Origin of the sequence: Streptomyces tremellae (genome assembly GCF_039540215.1) — a bacterium.
In the GTDB taxonomy this organism is placed as follows: Bacteria; Actinomycetota; Actinomycetes; order Streptomycetales; family Streptomycetaceae; genus Streptomyces; species Streptomyces tremellae.
Map to the genome: position 1 here is coordinate 243,954 of NZ_BAABEP010000002.1, position 18,999 is coordinate 262,952.

Annotated in this window: 18 protein-coding genes; 14 read left to right on the forward strand and 4 right to left on the reverse strand. The window is 71.7% G+C overall.

Annotated elements, in window-relative coordinates; all coding sequences use genetic code 11:
- Window positions 1–88: 88 nt before the first annotated feature.
- The 3 genes from ABEA77_RS03245 (at window position 89) to ABEA77_RS03255 (ending at window position 2,236) form a co-directional block, all read left to right on the forward strand.
- Window positions 89–622 (forward strand): GNAT family N-acetyltransferase, encoded by a 534-nt coding sequence (locus ABEA77_RS03245; RefSeq protein WP_345640825.1) that lies wholly within the window; start codon window positions 89–91, stop codon window positions 620–622.
- 2 nt (window positions 623–624) lie between these two features.
- Window positions 625–1,551 (forward strand): alpha/beta fold hydrolase, encoded by a 927-nt coding sequence (locus ABEA77_RS03250; RefSeq protein ID WP_345640827.1) that lies wholly within the window; start codon window positions 625–627, stop codon window positions 1,549–1,551.
- A gap of 61 nt (window positions 1,552–1,612) precedes the next feature.
- Window positions 1,613–2,236, forward strand: a complete 624-nt coding sequence (locus ABEA77_RS03255) for a hypothetical protein (RefSeq protein WP_345640829.1) — start codon at window positions 1,613–1,615, stop codon at window positions 2,234–2,236.
- An 18-nt stretch (window positions 2,237–2,254) separates the two neighbouring features.
- Here the strand turns inward: ABEA77_RS03255 and ABEA77_RS03260 are convergent, their stop codons facing one another.
- A complete protein-coding gene (locus ABEA77_RS03260; protein WP_345640832.1) occupies window positions 2,255–4,054 on the reverse strand; it encodes a hypothetical protein in 1,800 nt (599 codons plus the stop codon).
- 200 nt (window positions 4,055–4,254) lie between these two features.
- Here ABEA77_RS03260 and ABEA77_RS03265 point away from each other — a divergent pair, with 200 nt between their 5' ends.
- Window positions 4,255–4,593: a hypothetical protein gene (locus ABEA77_RS03265; protein WP_345640835.1), complete on the forward strand. Its 339-nt coding sequence runs from the start codon at window positions 4,255–4,257 to the stop codon at window positions 4,591–4,593.
- Window positions 4,594–4,728: 135 nt separating this feature from the next.
- Complete coding sequence (locus ABEA77_RS03270; RefSeq protein ID WP_345640838.1) at window positions 4,729–5,529, forward strand: GNAT family N-acetyltransferase; 801 nt, start codon at window positions 4,729–4,731, stop codon at window positions 5,527–5,529.
- Between the two features lie 54 nt (window positions 5,530–5,583).
- On the opposite strand, the gene ABEA77_RS03275 is transcribed toward ABEA77_RS03270, so the two are convergent.
- Together ABEA77_RS03275 and ABEA77_RS03280 are read right to left on the reverse strand one after the other, a co-directional pair.
- Window positions 5,584–6,447 carry an ATP-dependent DNA ligase gene (locus ABEA77_RS03275; protein ID WP_345640840.1) on the reverse strand — a complete coding sequence of 288 codons (864 nt, stop codon included), beginning with the start codon at window positions 6,445–6,447 and terminating at the stop codon, window positions 5,584–5,586.
- Window positions 6,448–6,541: 94 nt separating this feature from the next.
- Window positions 6,542–7,213: a 3'-5' exonuclease gene (locus ABEA77_RS03280; RefSeq protein WP_345640841.1), complete on the reverse strand. Its 672-nt coding sequence runs from the start codon at window positions 7,211–7,213 to the stop codon at window positions 6,542–6,544.
- 196 nt (window positions 7,214–7,409) lie between these two features.
- Between ABEA77_RS03280 and ABEA77_RS03285 the strand changes: the two genes are divergently transcribed.
- The 6 genes from ABEA77_RS03285 to ABEA77_RS03310 all read left to right on the forward strand — a co-directional run bounded on the left by ABEA77_RS03285 (window position 7,410) and on the right by ABEA77_RS03310 (window position 15,280).
- The gene (locus tag ABEA77_RS03285; RefSeq protein ID WP_345640843.1) at window positions 7,410–8,072 is read left to right on the forward strand and encodes a lysophospholipid acyltransferase family protein; all 663 of its coding nucleotides are present in this window, start codon (window positions 7,410–7,412) and stop codon (window positions 8,070–8,072) included.
- Between the two features lie 339 nt (window positions 8,073–8,411).
- Window positions 8,412–9,770 carry a hypothetical protein gene (locus ABEA77_RS03290; protein ID WP_345640845.1) on the forward strand — a complete coding sequence of 453 codons (1,359 nt, stop codon included), beginning with the start codon at window positions 8,412–8,414 and terminating at the stop codon, window positions 9,768–9,770.
- Window positions 9,771–10,058: 288 nt separating this feature from the next.
- Window positions 10,059–13,481 carry a DNA polymerase III subunit alpha gene (locus ABEA77_RS03295; protein ID WP_345641035.1) on the forward strand — a complete coding sequence of 1,141 codons (3,423 nt, stop codon included), beginning with the start codon at window positions 10,059–10,061 and terminating at the stop codon, window positions 13,479–13,481.
- A gap of 5 nt (window positions 13,482–13,486) precedes the next feature.
- Complete coding sequence (locus ABEA77_RS03300) at window positions 13,487–14,512, forward strand: DNA polymerase Y family protein (protein WP_345641038.1); 1,026 nt, start codon at window positions 13,487–13,489, stop codon at window positions 14,510–14,512.
- 42 nt (window positions 14,513–14,554) lie between these two features.
- Window positions 14,555–15,016 (forward strand): hypothetical protein, encoded by a 462-nt coding sequence (locus tag ABEA77_RS03305; protein ID WP_345640846.1) that lies wholly within the window; start codon window positions 14,555–14,557, stop codon window positions 15,014–15,016.
- An 84-nt stretch (window positions 15,017–15,100) separates the two neighbouring features.
- Window positions 15,101–15,280, forward strand: coding sequence for a hypothetical protein (locus tag ABEA77_RS03310; RefSeq protein ID WP_345640849.1), 180 nt, complete (start codon window positions 15,101–15,103; stop codon window positions 15,278–15,280).
- Window positions 15,281–15,304: 24 nt separating this feature from the next.
- Here ABEA77_RS03310 and ABEA77_RS03315 read toward each other — a convergent pair whose 3' ends face one another.
- Window positions 15,305–16,084, reverse strand: a complete 780-nt coding sequence (locus tag ABEA77_RS03315) for a hypothetical protein (RefSeq protein ID WP_345640851.1) — start codon at window positions 16,082–16,084, stop codon at window positions 15,305–15,307.
- A 177-nt stretch (window positions 16,085–16,261) separates the two neighbouring features.
- Here ABEA77_RS03315 and lexA point away from each other — a divergent pair, with 177 nt between their 5' ends.
- From lexA to ABEA77_RS03330, 3 genes are all read left to right on the forward strand, one after another.
- On the forward strand, window positions 16,262–16,948 hold the full coding sequence (lexA, locus tag ABEA77_RS03320) for a transcriptional repressor LexA (protein WP_345640853.1): 687 nt from the start codon (window positions 16,262–16,264) through the stop codon (window positions 16,946–16,948).
- A 170-nt stretch (window positions 16,949–17,118) separates the two neighbouring features.
- Complete coding sequence (locus ABEA77_RS03325) at window positions 17,119–18,060, forward strand: hypothetical protein (RefSeq protein WP_345640855.1); 942 nt, start codon at window positions 17,119–17,121, stop codon at window positions 18,058–18,060.
- Window positions 18,061–18,592: 532 nt separating this feature from the next.
- Window positions 18,593–18,970: an SH3 domain-containing protein gene (locus tag ABEA77_RS03330; protein WP_345640857.1), complete on the forward strand. Its 378-nt coding sequence runs from the start codon at window positions 18,593–18,595 to the stop codon at window positions 18,968–18,970.
- The last annotated feature ends 29 nt before the right edge of the window (window positions 18,971–18,999 follow it).

Genomic DNA, 18,999 nt, shown 5'->3' on the forward strand with positions numbered 1-18,999 from the left:
TCTATCCACAGGACCCGGCCCGGACCCTTTCCCTGCTTCGGCACGCCTCCGTCCCGGCGCGCCCCCGATCAGACGAAGGAGCAGCGGATTGTCCACGCCGAGCACCATGACGCCATCCCCGGCTGAGCGGACCTCGGAGCCCGAGCCGCCGTTCACTACCCGCCGGGCGGACCTGGGGGACCTCGCCCGGGTGAACGCCCTGCACCACCGCTGCTCGCTCGACACCCGCTATGCCCGATACGCCTCGGGACGCCGGGAGTTGAAGATGTCCGAGTTCGCCAGGCTCGTCCACCCCGCCGCAGGCACCAGTTGGATCACCACACTGCGCGACGACCGCGAGACCGCCGTCGCCGTCACGCACCTGCTGAAGACGCGCACCCCAGGCGTCTTCGAGCTCGCCGTCCTGGTCGGCGACCCGTGGCAGGGCCGGGGCCTGGGCTCCTGGCTCACCGACTACGCCCTCCACTCGGCGATGGTCGACCCCCGCTGCGACGCCGTCGTGGCGATGTTCGGCGCCACCAACAGGCGCGCCCTGCGCATCCTGCGCCGCCGCGATGTCACCGTCCCCACCGCCAGCGCCGGCGTCATCGACGTCACCCTTCCCCTGCCCGAACGGAGTTGACCATGGCACCGCTTCCCACGCCCCACACCGAGCTCCACCGACCCGATGGCGCCCGCCTCGCCCTCTACGTCGACGGGCCCAGCGACCCCGACCTCGTCCTGGTCATGGCCCACGGATGGCAGGCAGCCGCATCCGTCTGGAACGAGCACGTCCGCCACTTCCCGCGGCCGCGCACCCGCATCGTCCGCTACGACCAGCGCGGGCACGGCAACTCCACCGGCGGCAGAGCCCTGCCGTCCATCCCGCTGCTCGCCGACGACCTCAAGGCCGTCATCGCCGCCACCGCCCCCGGCCGGCTGCCCGTCCTGCTGGCCGGGCACTCCATGGGCGGCATGGCCGTCCTCACGCTCGCCGCCCAGCACCCGCACCTCATCGGCGACAAGGTCACCGCCGTCCTCCTCGCCGCGACCACCGGCGGCGGCCTCGACCTCTGGGGCCCCCAACACCCGCCGCTGAAGCGCCTGGTCGGGCTCACCCGCCACGTCATGGCCGCCGTCTGCATCTACGCCCCGCTGCCGGCCCACCGCATCCGCGAACTCGTCCGTCCGCGTCCCTACGCCCAGCCGCCGATCGACCACGCCGCCCGCTGGTTCAAGGCCCTCATGCGGCACGACGTCGCCGCCCAGCTCGACGCCCTCGGGCGCATCCCGGTCCACATCCTCGTCGGAGAGAACGACCAGACCATCCCGCCCATCCACGCGCTGCGGCTCGCCGCGCAGATCTCCACTTCGCAGCTCCACGTCGTCGCCGGCGGCGGACACCGGCTGCCCACGCAGCACCCCGAGGAGTTCCTTGCCGTACTGGAGCGGGCCTGCGCCGACGCACTGCCGCCCGCCGGCCGCTGGCATCGCCGGATCAGCCGCCGGGAACGTGCGCGACCGTCGACATCGGTGACTGGAGCCCGTACGGCAGACTCACGAGCCAGCTGAACACCGCCACGACCGGGGCCGCCGCGACACCGCGGCCCCGGAACAACGACAGGACGAGCACGTGAACCACACCGCAGGTCCCGCCGGGCCTTCGGAACGCAGCCAGATCCCTGCGTTCCTGCGCCGGCTCGATCCGCCACGCACCCTCGACGGCCGACCCGACTACCGGCCGCCCGCGGCGATCCTCGCGTCCTGCACCGCGCTCGTCTTCATGTTCACTGGCTTCTACCTGGCCCTGTACTCCAAGCTCTGGCACAACCACCAGCACCTCGCCATGGCCGCCGTGTTCGCCGGCGCCGTCCTGCCGGCGCTCGCCGTCTACACGATCACCCGCCGCCTGCTCGCCCGCATCGGCCTCTACCTGTGGCAGAGCGTCCTCGCCAGCGTCCTTCTCCTCGCCATCATGGGATCGGCGCCCGACTGGGCGCAGGCGCTGTTCCCCCGGGCCGACGACCGGTACGAAAGGGAGCTCGGCGGGCCGGGACAGTGCCTGCACGGCACGCCGTACAACCTCGACCGCGCCCGGACCACCTACGCGGATGAACAACCCGGCCAGATGGTCATCGACCCCATCGCCGACGGCCTGCCCGCGCTCCGCCTGGACCACGCGGTCGACGGCGGCCTGAAGAACCTGGTCCCCGCCGACGCCGCCGCCCGCGAGATCCTCGACCGGTACGGCTGCTGACGACGTCAGCAGGTCAGATCACCAGTAGCGGAACTGGTGAGGAGAGGGCGGCGTGTACTCCTCCCACAGTGGGCCGTCATGGGACCGGCGCTCCCGATCGCCGGTCAGACCCACGATCCGGTGCACGGGCACACTCAGCTCGTGCCCGGTGTCGCGGGCGGTGAAGGTGAGCACGCGCCGGCGCAGATCCCAGCCGCCGACGGCCCCGTACAAGACGTGCATCGCCGTGTCGCCGCGGACGCCGGTCTCGACGATGAGCCGCATGACGCCGCGCGGAGGGTACGGCTCGGTCAGCTCCCGCAGCTCCTGGCCGGCCGGACCACCAGCGGTGTCGTCCGGGACCCAGATCCACTGGCCCATCTCGAACGACTGCTTCCATCGCCACCGGGAGTCCTCCTGACGCTGGGGCGCCCAGTGCACCGGAGGTTCGGACCCGCGCCGCCCGCGCAGCAGCGCACGGGCCTCCCCCACCTGCTCGGAAGGGCGGGGACGACGGCCGTCCTCGGCGACGTCCTCGGCCAGTAGAGGAAAGGCGGTTCGCAGCAGAGCGCGGGCCGCACTGAGCACTGCGGGAGCAGGCTCCTGCGGCGTGCGCCCGTCCTCGGCGAGTTGCTCACCGGCGATCAGACGGTCCCGTTGGCCGGCGGTGTGGGCGAGCGCACGCTCGGCGGCGAACTCGGGCACGGCCAGGACCACCGCGTCCGCGGTCAGGCTCTTGCCGTAGGGGTTGTAGCGCTGTTCCGCGCCGCCCCACGGAACGCGCGGGCCGATCTGCTCGTACTGGGCCAGGAAGGCAAGATCGCGGTCGTGCGGTCCGGTCAGCGGCCAGCCGCACACCAGCAGCAACTGCTGTTTGTCCGAGCCCTGCGACGCCCCGGCGAGCTCGGCTTCCAAGCGGGCACACCAGCGCTGCACGAAGGAGTGCCACTGGTGGTGGAATTCGGCCTCGGCCCAGGCGGCCGGCGAGGCGTGCCCCGCCGCGCAGGTCATCGCCGGCAGCGGCAGCGCGGTCACATCCCGCACCCGGGCCCTGCCCCACTCCTGGGTCACCACGGCGGAGGCGTAGTCGAGCGCACCGCCCGCGTCCCGCCCCTGCTCACGCGCCCTTGTCCAGGCCGCGCGGACCATCGCCCACAGTTCCAGCGACGGCCGCCCGTACCCGTATCCGTAGCCGGCGCCGATCACGGCGCCCAAGGCGCTGGACTCCGCGTGCACCTTGCGATCAGCCGCGACCGCGTCACAAGCAGCGGTCACCGATGCCGTGGCCGTCGCGGACGGCGCGGCCGCCCGGTACGCGGCCAGCGCCTCGTCCGACCGCTCGACCACGGCGGTCCACGCCCGCAGTGCCCGCCACCCTTGGGCGCCGAGCTCGGCATGATCGAGGACCGGCTTGAGGAGGGCTCGCACCGCGGCATCGTCGTGCCGGGCCGCCCGTTCCAGCGCCTTGGCGTACGACGGCCAGGTACGGGGTCCGCTCGCGCCGGCCAGTTCGGTCGCGCGGGCATCGGCCCGCAGAATCTCCTCCAGCGCCTGCCACAACACCCCGGCCCCCTCCGGCAGTTCCACAGCGCCGACGCAGCCGGAGCACAGCTCGGCCAGCGCCTCCAGCACCACGACCTGATCCGGGGCTCGTCCCGCCAGCCTGGCCGCGTGCTGACAGTGCCCCCAGGACTTGCCCTCCGGAACCGGGACGTGCCACTTCCCCGCCCCGGCACGTACGAGCTGGACCTTCGCCTCGACGACCGCCGGCAGGTCGATGTCCAGGCGCCGCAACTCGACTCGGTCCAGTGACGGCAGACGGCTCTGGCCGTGCCTCATACTTCAACCCGCCTTGCTCTGTGCCGTTCGTTGCGCCGCCACGCTACCGGCGTACGGGGCCACTGGGAGCGAGGTATCGGCGGCACCGGGCGTTCGCGCAGCTCAGTACCTCGCCGTACACCGCGGCGCCAGCAGCGCCGCCCCGCAGCGGACTCGGTCAACTTCCCACGTCACGATGCGAACCGGGTGACGATGGCTCGATGAACGCGTTGACCGCCCGCTGCTCGCCCGCCCGCTCCCGAGCAGTCGAGGAACTGGCGGAGGCCACGGCGAAGTGGAGCTGTGCCGTGCTCGACGACCCGGGAATCGCCGAGCTCGCCGACCAACTTGCCCAGGTGGCAGGTCACGTTCCACAAGATCGCGTCAACCGGGGCGAGGCCGCAGCCGCCCTGGAGGCGGACGCTGAGCACCTGCAGGCGGCGGCGCGGCTGGGCGGCCTGCTTCCCCTCGTCGCCCTCCACCACCTCAACGTCGCTCTTCAGTGTGAACGCAGCGCACGGCAGGGCCGGGCCCTGCCGGTTCCCGCCGCCGACCGATGAAGACGAGCCGACCAATGCCCGGGCGGGCCGGGAAGCTCGACCCCGCCGGAAGGACCGGAGCCGATCTCCCCTCCCGGCCGAGCACCGTACTGTGGAGCCGGCCGGGGCGGCACCCTCGTCTGCGAGGCTGAGCGCATGAACCCCGTCGACGTCGCCCTGGACAGCATCTGGCCCGCTGAACTGCGCACCGACCGGCTGCTCCTGCGACCGGTCACCCCCCAGGACGCCGACGTCGTCCGCGAGCTGCTGACCGACGAAAGGGTCCGCGCCTACCTGGGCGGCCCCGCGTCCCCCGAGCGCGTCGCCGCCCGCCAGGCCGCGTACCCGCAGACGCCCGGTGCCTGGGCCATCGTCCGAATCACCGACGGCCGGACGGTCGGACTGGCGAGCATCGGCGCCGATCCGCGGAGCGAAGGCCGGGCCGAAGTCTCCTACCAGCTCCTGCCCTCCGCCTGGGGCGGCGGCCTGGGACGGGAGGCAGTCGGCGCCGTCGTCAGCTGGTGGACAGCGACGGTGCCCGACGGCGGTCCGGTCGTCGCCGTCACCCAGGCGACCAACGCCCGCTCGCGCCGTCTACTGGAGTCGCTCGGCATGATCCTCGTCGACCAGCTCGACGAGCACGGATCCCGGCAGTGCGTCTATACCCCCGGTGGCGATCAGGACGACTCCGACCTGCGCTGGCTCGGCCTGACCGCCGCACACCTGGACGAGGTCGAGCGCCGCCGTGGCGCGCAGGCCCGCGCCACCGCCGCAGGACAGCGCCTTCCGGAGGACCTCACCATCCTCATTGCCGAAGCAGCGTCCCTGCTCTGCCCCGCATGCCACGGGACCTACGGCCGGATCTGCGCCCGCGAGGCCGGGCACATGCCGGCCCTCCATCTCGGCCGGGCGTCCGACGGTGGCTGGGTCGCCTGGCTGGAAGACTTTCCTGTGTGACGCCCCGCGCGGTCCGTGTCGCGGCGGGCGCGCACCACCAGGTGCCTGGACACGTCACCGCAGCCGGGCCACCGTCACCACCCCATGGCGCGTGGTCCCCGCCAGGACCTCGGCGACCAGACCCGTCTCCACCGCCTCGTACGCCACCCCGGACTCGGTGCGCGCGAGACGTCCGGGACCCACGTCCGCCAGCCGCGCCATGACTTCGCGCCCGACCGGCGCACTCACCGTCTGGGACAACACCGTCCGCCCGCCGGGCAGCCGCACCGCCAGGGCCCGCGGCCGCGACCGAGGACCGGTGAAGCCCACGACATCCACGTCCACCGTCTCCGCGTGACGCACCTTCCGCCAGATCCTCGCCGCCCGGTACGCCGAGGAGGCGTGCTTGGCGACCAGACCCTCCACACCCTGCGCGCGCAGCGCCTCGTACCAGACCAGCGCGGTCTCGCGGTCGTCCGTGGCCGGCACAGCCTGCAACGGCGGGCCCACGTCCTGCAGGACGTCCAGGAGCAGCGTCCGGCGTTCCACGTAGGGGCGGGACCGGACGTCCCCGAGCTCGGAGTGGACCAGGATGTCCCACGCGGCGAACGAGGCGGGATGCCGGGCCGCCAGCTGCGCGGCGCGGGCGGGGGAGGACGCGGCGCGCGCCTGGGCCGCACCAAAGTCGACGCGGCCGTCGACGTAGACGACGGCTTCGCCGTCCAGGACCGTCCCGACCGGGAGCTGCTGGCCGGCGCGCGCCAGGTCAGCCCAGACCGCGCTCACGTCCCGTCCTGAACGGGACTGCAGCCGCACCCGGTCCGCTTCGCACCACAAGATCGTTCTGTGCCCGTCCAGTTTCGGCTCGAACCACCAGCCCAGGCCCGCCGGCAGCTCCGGCACGGCCTGGGCGAGCGCCACCGCCACGGGGAACTCCACGCCACCAGCCTGCGGCCCCCGCCGCTGCGCCGCGCGCCGAGCGCCGCACGGTCCGGCGGGCAGCGGAGGCGGGGGACTGGCGTCGGAACTGCGACTACGCCTCCTGGACGCCGAAGAGGCTCTCCTGTACCGGGACGTCGACGGACGTCTCCGGCTTCGGCCGAAGACCGGCAGCGGCATCGAGGTCGAGCAGCGTGGACCAGTGGCCAGCGCCAGCTCCGTCGCAGAGCAGCCGTCGGAACAGGTCGGCGGTGACCTCGACATCCGGCATTGCCCGGTGCCGGCCGGGCGGCTGGGCAATGCCGTAGTAGCGCAGCAGTGCGTCCAGCCCGTACGAGGACATGCCGCGGATGACCTGCTTGGCCATCTTGAGGGTGTCCAGGAACGGGGTGGAACCGAGGACGGGGCAGTGCTGGCGCTGGCGGGCGATCAGCCCTGCCTCGGTCGAGGCGTGCTGGGCCACGAGCCGGTAGGGCGGAGCGGTCAGGCACTGGTCGAGCCTGGCGAGTACCGCGGCTGGTCCGGGGGCGCGGCGCAGGGCGGCTTCGCTCATGCCGTGGACCAGGTCCCGCGGGGTGATCGGCACTTCCGCCGGCGGCTGGATCAAGGACTCGAAACGGCCGTCCTCGACCAGTCGGCCGTCGCGGACGACCAAGGCGAGGGCCGCGACCTCGGTGGGTTCGGCCGGTCGGCCCGTCGGCGTGAGCGCCTCGAAGTCGATCACGACGAAGGTCGTGCCGCGCAGGTTGTCCATCAGCACTGTCATCGAGCGGCATCCTGCCCGATCGAGGCCGCTGCCGCGGGCGGTTCATCGGGTCGGGCGTGTGGCAGGGGCCGGCGGCGGCTCTGCCCCTGCAGCACTGGGTAGCCCGGCGGCCAGAAGATGAGTACGCCGACTCACGCCCGGCCCGCGGCCACCACCGAGGATGAAGATCAACATCGCCGAAGCCGGGAGACCGCTCATGCTCAGCCGCATCGCCGACCTTCTGGTCCCCGCCGTCGGCCGCCTGTCAGTGACCGCCGACCCGCGCGCCGAACTCGCTCCGGGCAGCATCATCGCCGCGAACCACACCTCCCTCGCCGACCCCGCCATCGTCATCGCCGCGCTTCGCCGCCTCGGCGCCGAGCCAGTCATCATGGCCGCCGCCGGGCTGTGGCGCGTCCCGCTGCTTGGCCGCGCCCTCGCCCGGGAAGGGCACGTCCCCGTCATCCGCGGGGACCGGCGCGCCGCGGACGCACTGGATGTAGCAGCCGACGCCCTGGAGCAGGGACGGATGATCCTCATCTACGCCGAGGGAGGGCTCCCCCGACGCCGGGACGCCGCGGAAGCCGCCCCCGAGACCTTCCGCAGTGGCCTGGCCCGGCTCGCCGAGCGCACCGGTGCCCCCGTCGTTCCCGTCGGCCAGGCCGGGGCCCGCCGGGTCACCTCGGGCAGCACCATCAAGCAGCTCGCAGGCATTGCCACCGCGCCCTTGCGCCGGCCGGAACTGCATGTCCATGTGGGTGCACCCCTGGCGCTGACCGGCGACCGCGCCGTACGGACGGCGCGGGCCCGGACCGCGGTGACCACGGCGTGGCGGACGGCGGCCGCCCACCTGGGAGAGCCCGCCGCGCTCGCCGCGTAGCGACCGGCGGCCCCGCAGCCCAGAGTTCCGCCTCTCCACGCCTCGGACCGGGGTGGAGACCCTCGACGTCGCGCTGGACGGATGGATTGCGGCGGATCGCCGGGGGCGCACGGAGGTGAATACGGCGCAGTGGGCCCCACGGTGGACGCGACGCTTCTACGATGGCGACCTGGCCAGACACGTACCGCCACGGCCGTCCGCCGCTCGTCCACATCCGGGCGGCTTCACTGACGGCAAGGGTTTCCGGACCCCGTGCTGCGTCATGGTGCCGTCCGTCCTTCGCACTCCCCGTCGCGGCACGATGTGGGCGCCCAGCGCGCTGCGGCCGAGGAACGAGCCATGCCGAAGAACCGCACCACCGCCCAGCAGCGGGCCCGACAGATCCAGCACGCTCCCGGAACCCACCTCCCGTACGGGCAGGCGCTGCAAGCCGCCCGCAGCCGTCAACTTCACCCGGACCAGGCACGCAAGGCGCTCCGGGCGCTCGCCGAAGCACACGACATCGCCGTGTCCTGGCGCGACTGCCTCCAGGGACATCTGGCCGCCGCGGACCACGCCGACTGGCCCACCATGAACGACGCGATCTCACTGTGTGAGGACCTCTACCGGCTGAGCGGCGTCCCCGCCCCGGACGAGGTCCTGCCGGGCATCCCCCCAGCGCTCCGGTACTTCCCGCTCAACCAACTCCGTGACGCGCTGAACAAGGGGAGCGCCCCCGACTACCTGTGCGCTGTCGTCGCCGCGCTCACGGGCCCGCTCCGTCACCTCCTGCGGCGTCCGTACGGATCACGCCCGCGGCAGGACGACGTGACCTACCGGGCGCGGAAGGCGCCGAAGTCCCCGTCGCGCCGGCAGGTGACCGTCCACACCGTCGACGGACTGCACATCGAGGACGTCCCATTTCCCCGCCCCTGGAGCACACCGACCACCACCGGGTACTTCACCTGCGAGACACCCCACGGCCGCGAAGACCTGGCCCGCGCAGTCCTCGCACACGCACTCGGCGGCGCCGCGCCGACCAGCCGCGCCTCCTGCGGAGCGTGCCACGGCAACGGCTGGCTGACCGCTCTGGACCCGGAGCACGACGCGCATGCTCCCGCCTACCGGCCGGACGGGGGCCATGTCTGCGTCTGCGGGGGATGCCGGGGCACGGGCCTGCGCCCGCTTCCTACGGACCTGTTCACCGCGACATTCCTTCGCCGGCTCCAGGCGCGGACCGGCCCGGAGGTGTCCCGCAGCGAGATTCTGGAGTGGACCGCCGCTCACGCGCCCGCCCAGCCAACCTCCCCAGCCAGGTGCGCCGAGGGGCCCCAGGACGCCTACATCCAGCACGTCGTCGCCGCCGTGGATGACGCCGGCTTCACCCTCATCGCGAATGACACCCCTGATGGCTACGAACTCGACTTCGACGAGCAAGGCGTCCTGGGAGCTCACTTCGTCCTCGGAGGCGAAGCCGTGCTCCGCACCTTCGCGACGGACTCCGTGCTGATGATGTGGTTCAGCGACCGCGGCTGGTCGGTCACCGGGTTCGGAGCGATCCGGCGTCTCCTGCCGGCCGACCTGGTCCCGGAGCCCCGCGCCGTCGCGCAGGCACTGGGGGCGCCCGCCACGGAAGAAGAGGCGCCCCCGGTCAGCCGGCCACCGCATCTCGACCCCTACACGGCCGTGCTGGCCTACCCGGCGCCGGCGCACCGGTAAGAAGTACGGCCCCGGTCCGCCGCCCACCTCACAGCCAGCGGGAACCCGGCCGGCCCTGCCCGCCTCCGGCAGGGCCGGGGCCCTGCGCCCCTGCGGAGCACCCACCCTCGGCGGGACCTGCGTGCCGCCGGCAGGACGGACGGCGCGAGCGCATGCCGCCTTACGGGTGAACGCTCGGCTTCCCCTTTTCCGCCACGCGAACTCTCGCGTTACAGTCATCGTACGAATGTTCGATAACCGGGAGGGGTGCGAGCACACCAGTGGGACAAGGCACGATCGGAGGACGCCATGGAGGGCTACGCCCACCTGCACGTCGCCTCCGGTTATTCACCCCGGTACGGCGCCTCGTCCCCGGCCGCCCTCGTCGAAGCCGCCGCCGAGCGCGGCATGCAGGTCCTCGCGCTGACCGACCGGGACACCGTCACCGGATTCGTCCGCTTCGCCAAGGCCTGCGAACAACATGGCGTCCGGCCCGTCCTCGGTGTCGACATGGCCGTCGCCCCCCTGACCGAAGAGCGCGAGAAGCGCCGCCGCACCCCGGTGCGCGGCGGTGCCCACGTCCGCGAACCGCAGTTGCGCGTCCAACTCCTCGCGCACAGCCGCGACGGCTGGACGCGGCTGTGCCGCCTGCTGTCCGCCGCGCACGCCGCGCCGACCGACGGCTACCCCGTGGCGACCTGGGACCTGCTGCGCGCGCATGCCGGCGACGGTCTGACCGCCCTGCTCGGTCCCGCCTCCGAACCCGCCCGTGCCCTGTCGGCCGGCCGCCCGGACCTCGCCCAGCAGCTGCTTCACCCTTGGCGTGACGTTTTCGGCCCCGGCCTGCGGCTGGCCGCCGTCTGGCACGGCCTGAACGGGACCGGGCCGGGCTCGCTGCGGCTGGCCGCCCGCACCGTCGGCCTCGCTGACGAGCTCGGCATCCCGGCCGTCCTCACCAACGCCGTCAGATACGCGAGCCCCGAGCAGCACCGGCTCGCCGACGTCCTCGACGCCGCCCGCCTGCTCCGCCCCATCGACCGGCGCCGCCTGGACTCCGGGCAGCGCTGGCTCAAGGACCCCCTGCAGATGGCCGCGGCCGCCGACCACATCGCGCTCGCCGCCGGCGCGGACCCCCGGCGCGCCCGCCAGCTGCTCGCCGACACGGCCGCCGTCGCGCAGCAGTGCGCCCTGGACCCGCGCGCCGACCTCGGCCTGGGCCGCCCGCACCTGCCCGAGCCGCACGTCGTGGGTGCCGCCGACGCCGCGGACGCCGCCCGGCTCCTGCGCGAGCGCTGCGAGGCCGGCCTGATCCGCCGCGGCCTCCACCACTCCAAGGAGGCCCGTGCGCGTCTGGACGAGGAGCTGGAGATCATCGGCCGGCTCCAGTACGACACGTACCACCTCACCGTGGCGCAAGTCGTCGACGACGTACGGGAGCTGGGCATCCGGGTCGCGGCCCGCGGTTCCGGCGCCGGCTCCATGACCAACCACGTACTCGGCATCGCCGCGGCCAATCCGCTCGACCACAACCTCGTCTTCGCCCGCTATCTCTCGATGCGCCGGACCGACCTGCCCGACATCGACCTCGACGTCGAAGCGGACCGCCGACTCGAGGTCTACGACAAGATCTTCGCGAGATACGGCACCGACCGCGTCGGCGTCACCGCCATGCCCGAGACCTACCGGGCCCGGCACGCCCTGCGCGACACCGGACTCGCCCTGGGCATCGCCCCCGGCGAGGTCGACCGCATCGCCAAGGCCTTCCCGCACATCCGCGCGCGCGACATCCGCGCCGCACTCGCCGAACTGCCCGAGCTCAAGCCCCTCGCCGCCCAGGCGCACCGCTACGGGCCGCTGTTCGAGCTCGCCGAACGACTCGACGCCCTGCCGCGCGGCATCGCCATGCATCCCTGCGGCGTCGTGATCTCCGACGCCACGCTGCGCACCCGCCTGCCCGTCCAGCCCACCCCAGGGGGCAACTACGACATGCTGATGGCGGACAAGGAGGACGTCGAGGATCTCGGCTTGATCAAGCTCGACGTGCTCGGGGTGCGAATGCAGTCCGCCATGGCCCACGCTGTCGCCGAGATCAAGCGCGCCACCGGCCAGGACCTCGACCTCGACGAGGTCCCGCTGGACGATTACTTCGCCTTCAAGCTCATCCAGGACGCCCGCACCATCGGCGTCTTCCAGCTGGAGAGCCCCGGGCAAATGGATCTCTTGTCCCGGTTGCAGCCGCGCGACGTCCAGGACGTCATCGCCGACATCAGCCTTTTCCGCCCCGGCCCGGTCGCCGGCGGCATGCCCGCCGAGTACATCGCCGCCCGCCACGGCGAGCCGCCGGCCTACCCGCACCCCGACCTGGAACCGGTCCTCGCCGACACCCACGGCGTCCTGATCTGGCACGAACAGATCATCAAGATCGTGGCGCTCATGTGCGGCTGCGACGACGCGCTCGCCGAGCTCGCCCGCCGGGCCCTCGGCGACGCCGACCGGCTACCGCGGGTGGGGGAGTGGTTCCGCCGCCAGGCCCTGGCCCGCGGATACGACGAACGCGTGGTGACACAGGTCTGGGAGAAGCTCAAAGCCTTCGGCGCGTACGGATTCGCCCGCGCGCACGCTGTCGCCTTCGCCGTACCCGCCCTGCAATCCGCCTACTTGAAGGCGCACTTCCCAGCCGCGCTGTACGCAGGCGTCCTCCAGCACGACCCGGGCATGTGGCCCAAACGCATCGTCGTCGCCGACGCCCGACGCCACGGCATCCAGGTACGCAACGTCGACATCAACCACTCCGCCGCCGCCCACCGCATCGAACCCGCCGACGACGGCACTTTCGCAGTGCGCCTCTCCCTCGCCGAGGTCCGCGGCATCACCGACGAGCAGATCCAGCGCATCGTCGACAACCAGCCCTACGCGAGCGTGCAGGACCTGTGGCAGCGCGCCCGCCCCGCCCGCCCGGTCGCCGAGAACCTGGTCAACATCGGGGCCCTGGACACCCTGCGCGGCACCGCCAGCCGCCGCGACCTGCTACTGCAGATCGCCGAACTCCACCGCCAGACCCGCCACCGCCCACTCGACGACGGCCAGCTCCCCCTCGACCACGGCGCCCCGCTGACCGCCGCACCGTCCGGCCTGCCCGAAATGACCTCCCGCCAACGTCTCGCCGCCGAACTCGACGTCCTCGGCATCGACGTCTCCGCCCACCTCATGGAGCACCACCACCAACTCCTACGCGAACTCGCCGTCACCAGCGCCCGCCGCCTGCCCACCCTCCGCCCCGGCCAGCCGGTCCTCGTCGCCGGCGTCCGAGGCGCCACGCAAACGCCCCCGATCGCCAGCGGAAAGCGCGTGATCTTCGCGTCCCTCGACGACGGCAGCGGCATGACCGACATCGCCTTCTTCGACTCCGCCCACGACGCGGTCGCCCACACCGTCTTCCACAGCTCGCTCCTCCTGGTCCGCGGCAAGGTCCAGCGGCGCGGCCAGCGCGCCACCGTGGTCGGCGAGCGAGCCTGGGACCTCGAAGCCCTGGCCGCCGCCCGCCGCGACCATGGCCCCGAAGCGGTCCATCAACTCCTCGGCGAACCGGCCCCGTCTTCGGCCCCCGCTCCTCCGGCCCGAGTCCTCCAGCTGCCCAACGGCGCGCAACTCCAGGCATGGGCCGACCTGGTGCCCGCGGGCGAGCGCACCGCGAACCTCAAGGCCTACGCCAGCCCCGGATCGGCCGGGTGAACACCATGCACCCGCCCTACGTCCTGCGCGTCCACGCCCACCTGCCCCCCAACACCGGCGTCGACCTCTGCCCTCAGCTCCTCGAGCTCCTGGAGACCATCACCCCCACCGTCCAGGCCCTGCAGCCCGACGCCGCCGACATCGAGATCGGCAGCGCCCTGCGCTTCTTCGACCGCACCCCTCACGGACTCGCCCAGCTCGTACGGCTGCGGACCCTGGCCCTGCTCGGCCTCAACGTGACCATCGGCGGCGGCAGATCCCGCATGATCGCGGCCATGGCCGCGGACGTCACCGCCCCCGGAGCCCTCACCTGCATCGCCCCCACCGACACCGCCACCCACGCATTCCTCCGCCCCCGTCCGATCGCCGCCCTGTACGGCGCGGGCCCCGCCACCGCGGCGACCCTCATCCGCTACGGCATCACCACCATCGGCCAGCTCGCCGACACCCCGCTCCTGACGGTGCAGAAGATCCTCGGCACCGCCACCGGCCGCCTCCTGCACGAGCGCGCCCACGGCATCGACCCGCGCCCCGTCCTGCGCCAGCAGCCCGAACAGTCCTGCTCCGCCGGCATCGACTTCCCCCACGACGAACTCGACCCCGACCGCCACCGCCAAGCCGTCCTGCACCTCGCCGAGCAGCTCGGCTTCCGCATGCGCGGCGAAGACCAGGTCACCCGACGCCTCGCGCTGACCGTCCGCTACGCCGACCACACCAGCACCCACCGCACCCGCACCCTGCCCGAAGCCACCAACCACACCGTGCAGCTCGCCCGCACCGCCTACGACCTCTACGCCACCCTCGCCCTCCAACGAGCCCGGGTACGCGGCTTCGCACTCCGCGCCGAAGCCCTCGGCCCCGCCGACGGCGCCCACCACCAACTCACCTTCGACCCTGCCGACCACAAGGCCCGCCTACTCGAAGCCGCCGCCGACCAGGCACGCAACCGATTCGGCGCCACCGCCGTACGCTCGGCCGCCCTCGCCCCGCCGCCCGCCGCGCGCCGCCGCGATGTCAGACCCCCCGCCTAGGCTGATCTGATCGCACGCACCACAACCGGAAAGGCGGAAGCAGTGGGCCCCGAACAGGTACAGGAACTGGGCACCGAGATCCTGGCCAAGGGCCCCGACATCACCTCCGTGGAGCGCTGGACAGACACCGCCCGCCCGAGCGGCCTCATGATCACCTTCAGCAGCGGCGCCCGCCTGTGGACCGGAGTCACCACCGCAGGCGCCACCGCCTCCGAGCCCTCCACGAGCGCACTCGCCGCCGCGCCGCCACTGCCCACACTCTTCGATAACGCCGGGAAGATCACGGCAGCCCGCGCCGAGCAGTACCTCGTAGCGGTCTTCATGGCCGCGCACGCCCCGGAGATCACCAGCGCGTACGGATACTCCTCGGCCTCCTCGGCGCGCCATCCCGGCATCGGCCTCTACCTGGCCGGTGGTGCTCGCGCGTTCCTGCCGTTCATCTACACCGCTGCCCCCGGCAAGAGGCCGGCAGCGCGGGCGTTCACCATCGACGCCACATTCTGACCAGTCACGACGCCATCAGGCCGTACTTTGCAAAGTGCACCCCACCTGCCGCCTGGTGTCAGTGCGCCGTCGTACGGTGACCCCGTGATTGCTGACTACCACCGGCAGAAGGGCGGCGCGCCGCTCCTCGGCGCGAACGCACCCGGCGAGATCGGTCCCTTCGGGACCTACGGCGACAGCTCCGGCGCTGAAGAGCCCGAAGCAGCCACGGCCGGCGCCCCGGCCCAGGAGGCCGAGCAGATCGCGCGATCACGGGTCGGATAGGCGACGCGCGCCCGGGAGAGTGGCTCAGCCCCCCGATCGCGCCGACTGCCAGGCGGCGTACAGATCGCGGCTCGCCTTCCGCAGGGTGTACTGCTTCTCCTCCGGATCAGCCCAACAGGTCGCGAAGATCATGTACGGCGTGTCGCTGTAGGGGACGAACCCGAGCGTCGCCCACGTTTCGCGCAACCGGGTGCAGGCACGGTTGCGTTCGGCGGCAGTCATTCCGCGCGAGTCGATCGGGGCCGGGTGCACCATCACCGCGCCACAGCCAGGCGCGAGCCGACGGAACGCGTCGGCAGCGAGCATGGGCCCCAGCCCGAAGCCGCGCCATGAGTCGACGATCTCAGCCTTGTCGAGCACGAGGACATCGCTGCCGCCCCACTCAGCGAGCTCTTCGAACTCCTCGGTGAAGCCGGTGCGTTCCTGGTTGAAGATGGTCTGGGCGATCTCATAGAGGTTCTGGGACTCCTCTTCCATCGCCCAGAACGGATTCTGGGAGCCGCCCCAGCGGACCTTGACCAGTTCGAGTACACCGACCTGCAGGCGGTGAACGCACTCGTCGACCTCGGCGACGAACCCGCCACGCTCCTCGATCCGGTCCCACCGGGCGGTGCACTCCTCGCACGCCGGGAAGTCCTCCAGCCCGAATCCTTCGCCGAGGTGCGCGACCAGCCGCCACTTCTCCAAGGTGTCCTCGTGGCTGTCGTTGCCCAAGGTCGCTTCCAGCTCGTAGTCCACGTGGATGCGGCTCGGGCTGCAGGGCATCTCGTGGAGCGGGCGCTTGAGGGCCTGGGGCGAAGTCACGGGGGCCAGCGTATCGGCGGCCGTGGCGCACGCCCCTTCCCCGCCAAGGCGAAGCCAGACCGCAGACAGAGTGCGGTGCACTATGCAAAGTGAGACGTGTGACATCGAATGTCAGTACGCATTTGTCAGTGGCAGCGGATACCGTCGATACGTGTAGATCATCAAGGGGAGGGCGCCATGGAGGCTGTCACCACAACGAGCCGCAGCGGGCGCCCACCGGGCATCCGGACCGGTGACGACGGACTGACCGATCGCCAGCGGCGCATCCGGAACTTCATCGCAGAGGCGACCGAGGCCAGGGGATATCCGCCGTCGATGCGCGAGATCGGCCAGGCGGTGGGGTTGTCGAGTACCTCGTCCGTCGCCCATCAGCTGACCGCCATGGAACGCAAGGGCGCCTTGCGGCGAGACCCGCACCGCCCCCGGGCCTACGTCGTGCCCAGAACCGCAACGACCTCGACCGACCCTTCGACGATCGGCCCCTTCCCTGACGTCGTGCACGCGCCGCTGGTCGGCCGCATTGCCGCCGGCACACCGATCACCGCGGAGCAGCACGTGGACGACGTGTTCGCCCTGCCCCGCCGGATCGTCGGCGACGGCGACCTCTTCGTCCTCACCGTGTCCGGCAACTCCATGATCGACGCACAGATCACCGACGGCGACCAGGTCGTCGTCCGCTCGCAGCCCGACGCCAACAACGGCGACATCGTCGCCGCGATGATCGACGGGGAAGCCACGGTGAAGCGGTTCAAGCGAAACGGCACCGACGTCTGGCTGATGCCGGAGAATAAGGAGTACGAGCCGATCTGTGGCCGTGAGGCCACCATCCTCGGCAAGGTCACCGCTGTCATGCGCCGCCTGTAGCGGCCCGGCACAGCAGACCGACCTCCGGGGCGGGAGGACAAGACCGTGACGGTCCCGCCCCGGAGGCTGGTGCTCGCACGCCCGGGGCGCCGCCACCGCCGCATAACCCTGATTCGGGTCGGTGGCCGCGACGGGGTGACAGCGGCACGGGCGGGGCGTTGACTGAGGTCATGGGTTACAGCGCTAGCCCCATAAAACGCCCACGACGCACGAACACCCAGATCGAGGCCCTGCGTGCCGACCTGTACGCCATCGCCGAGGCCGCTCAGCCCTGCAGCGCGCGGCACATCTACTACCTGGGCATCGGGCGCCTGTGGGACAAGGACGCCGGCCGGACCCGCCGAAACTACGCCGTGGTCGTCCGCGAACTCGGGCACATGCGAGAACACGGCGCGATTCCCTGGGAGTGGATTACCGATGGAACTCGCCTCGTTCGCCAGGACGAGCAGTTCGACAGCGTCGAGGACGCCCTCGCGCACGCCATGGAGACGTACCGGCGCAACCTCTGGACCTCACAGAGCCGACGCGTCGAAGTTTGGTGTGAGAGCGACTCGGTCGCCGGCGTCCTGCTACCGATCACCTCGGCCTGGGGCGTGGGCCTCTACTCATGTCGGGGGCAGTCCTCCAAGACGTACGTCCACGAAGCGGTCGTCGACTATCTGCGAGAGCCGAAGCCTCTGACCGTGTGCTTCGTCGGCGACTGGGATCCGAGCGGCCGCTCTGTTCCCCGGTCGGTCGTCGAACGCATGGAGCGCTATGGGAACGGTCAACTCGACCTCGACTTCCGGCAGATCGCAGTCACCGCCGACGACGTCCGCTCCGGCCAGTTCACCAGCCACTACGTGAACACTGCAGACGTCAACTTCAAGCGGTACGAGCACGAATGCCGCGCCGAAAGAATCGACCCCATGGGCGCGGTCGAGGTCGAGGCGCTCAGCCCCGGCCTGCTGCGCCGCAGGCTCAGCGACGCGATCGAGGCCCTGATCGACGACGTCGCCGCGTGGAACCAGCTCTCCCGAGCCGAGCAGACTGAGCGCGAACTCCTGCAGAACCTGCACGCACGCGTGCGCGAGGCCCTGCGCTACGAGTCCGGAGACCCGCCGACAACATGATCACCGGCGGCCCGTAGACCGCGGGAGGCCGTGACGATCAGGTCCCCGCCGAGCCCGCCGAGCCCCTCGACCCACACACGCACCGCTTCACCCGCAAACTGCGAGCAGCACTGAACGGCGCGCATGCCGCACCGGATTCGGCCCACACGTAAAAGGAATGACTTCGGCTGGTGGGCATGGAAGCCGCAGTGTGAATTCTGAGAGATCCCGGACCTGATTGCGCGTAACGCGCGACCCACCAGGGCCCTGAGTTCCAGTTCTCGCCGTGTGCTGGGCGGCACCTTCCGTAGCATGCCTGAATTCTCCCTGTTCATGAAGAATATCCAGCAGGTACAGCAGGTATGCGCACCTCCGCCCCCTCCCTCAAGGCGCCGTCCAAGGGGTCGGAAATCTCCGGAACTTATCCACAGGTCATTCCTTCTAGCTTTCGGGCGTGTGCTTTCCGCCGCGCAGGTGGGACGTCGTGACTCGTCCTGCTCGCGTATTCGGACTGCGCATTCGGAAATGCAGCCCACTGCTGAGGAGACGACGAATGCAGACCAAGTCCATAGGCCGAGCGGGCATCGCGGTCGCCACGATCGCCATGGGAGCCGCGGCCACCCTGGCGGCCGCGCCGGCCGCACTGGCGAGCTCCCCCGCGCAGGCGCCGACCACCCTCGCCGCGAAGAACACGTGCCCGACCTGGTCGGTGACCGGCAAGGCCGTCAACTTCCGCAGCGGACCGGGCACCGGGTACGCGTCGAAGGGACTGCTCTACCGCTGGACCGACTCGGGCACGAAGCTCTCCAGCAGCGGCTCCTGGATCAAGCTCAAGCTCGACCACAAGTCCAAGACCGGTATCAAGACGGGCACCACCGGCTGGGTCCACAAGAACTACCTCGAGCAGTGCGTCTACATGCAGCTCGACTGACCCACCCCACCCCGGCGAACGGCTCCGAG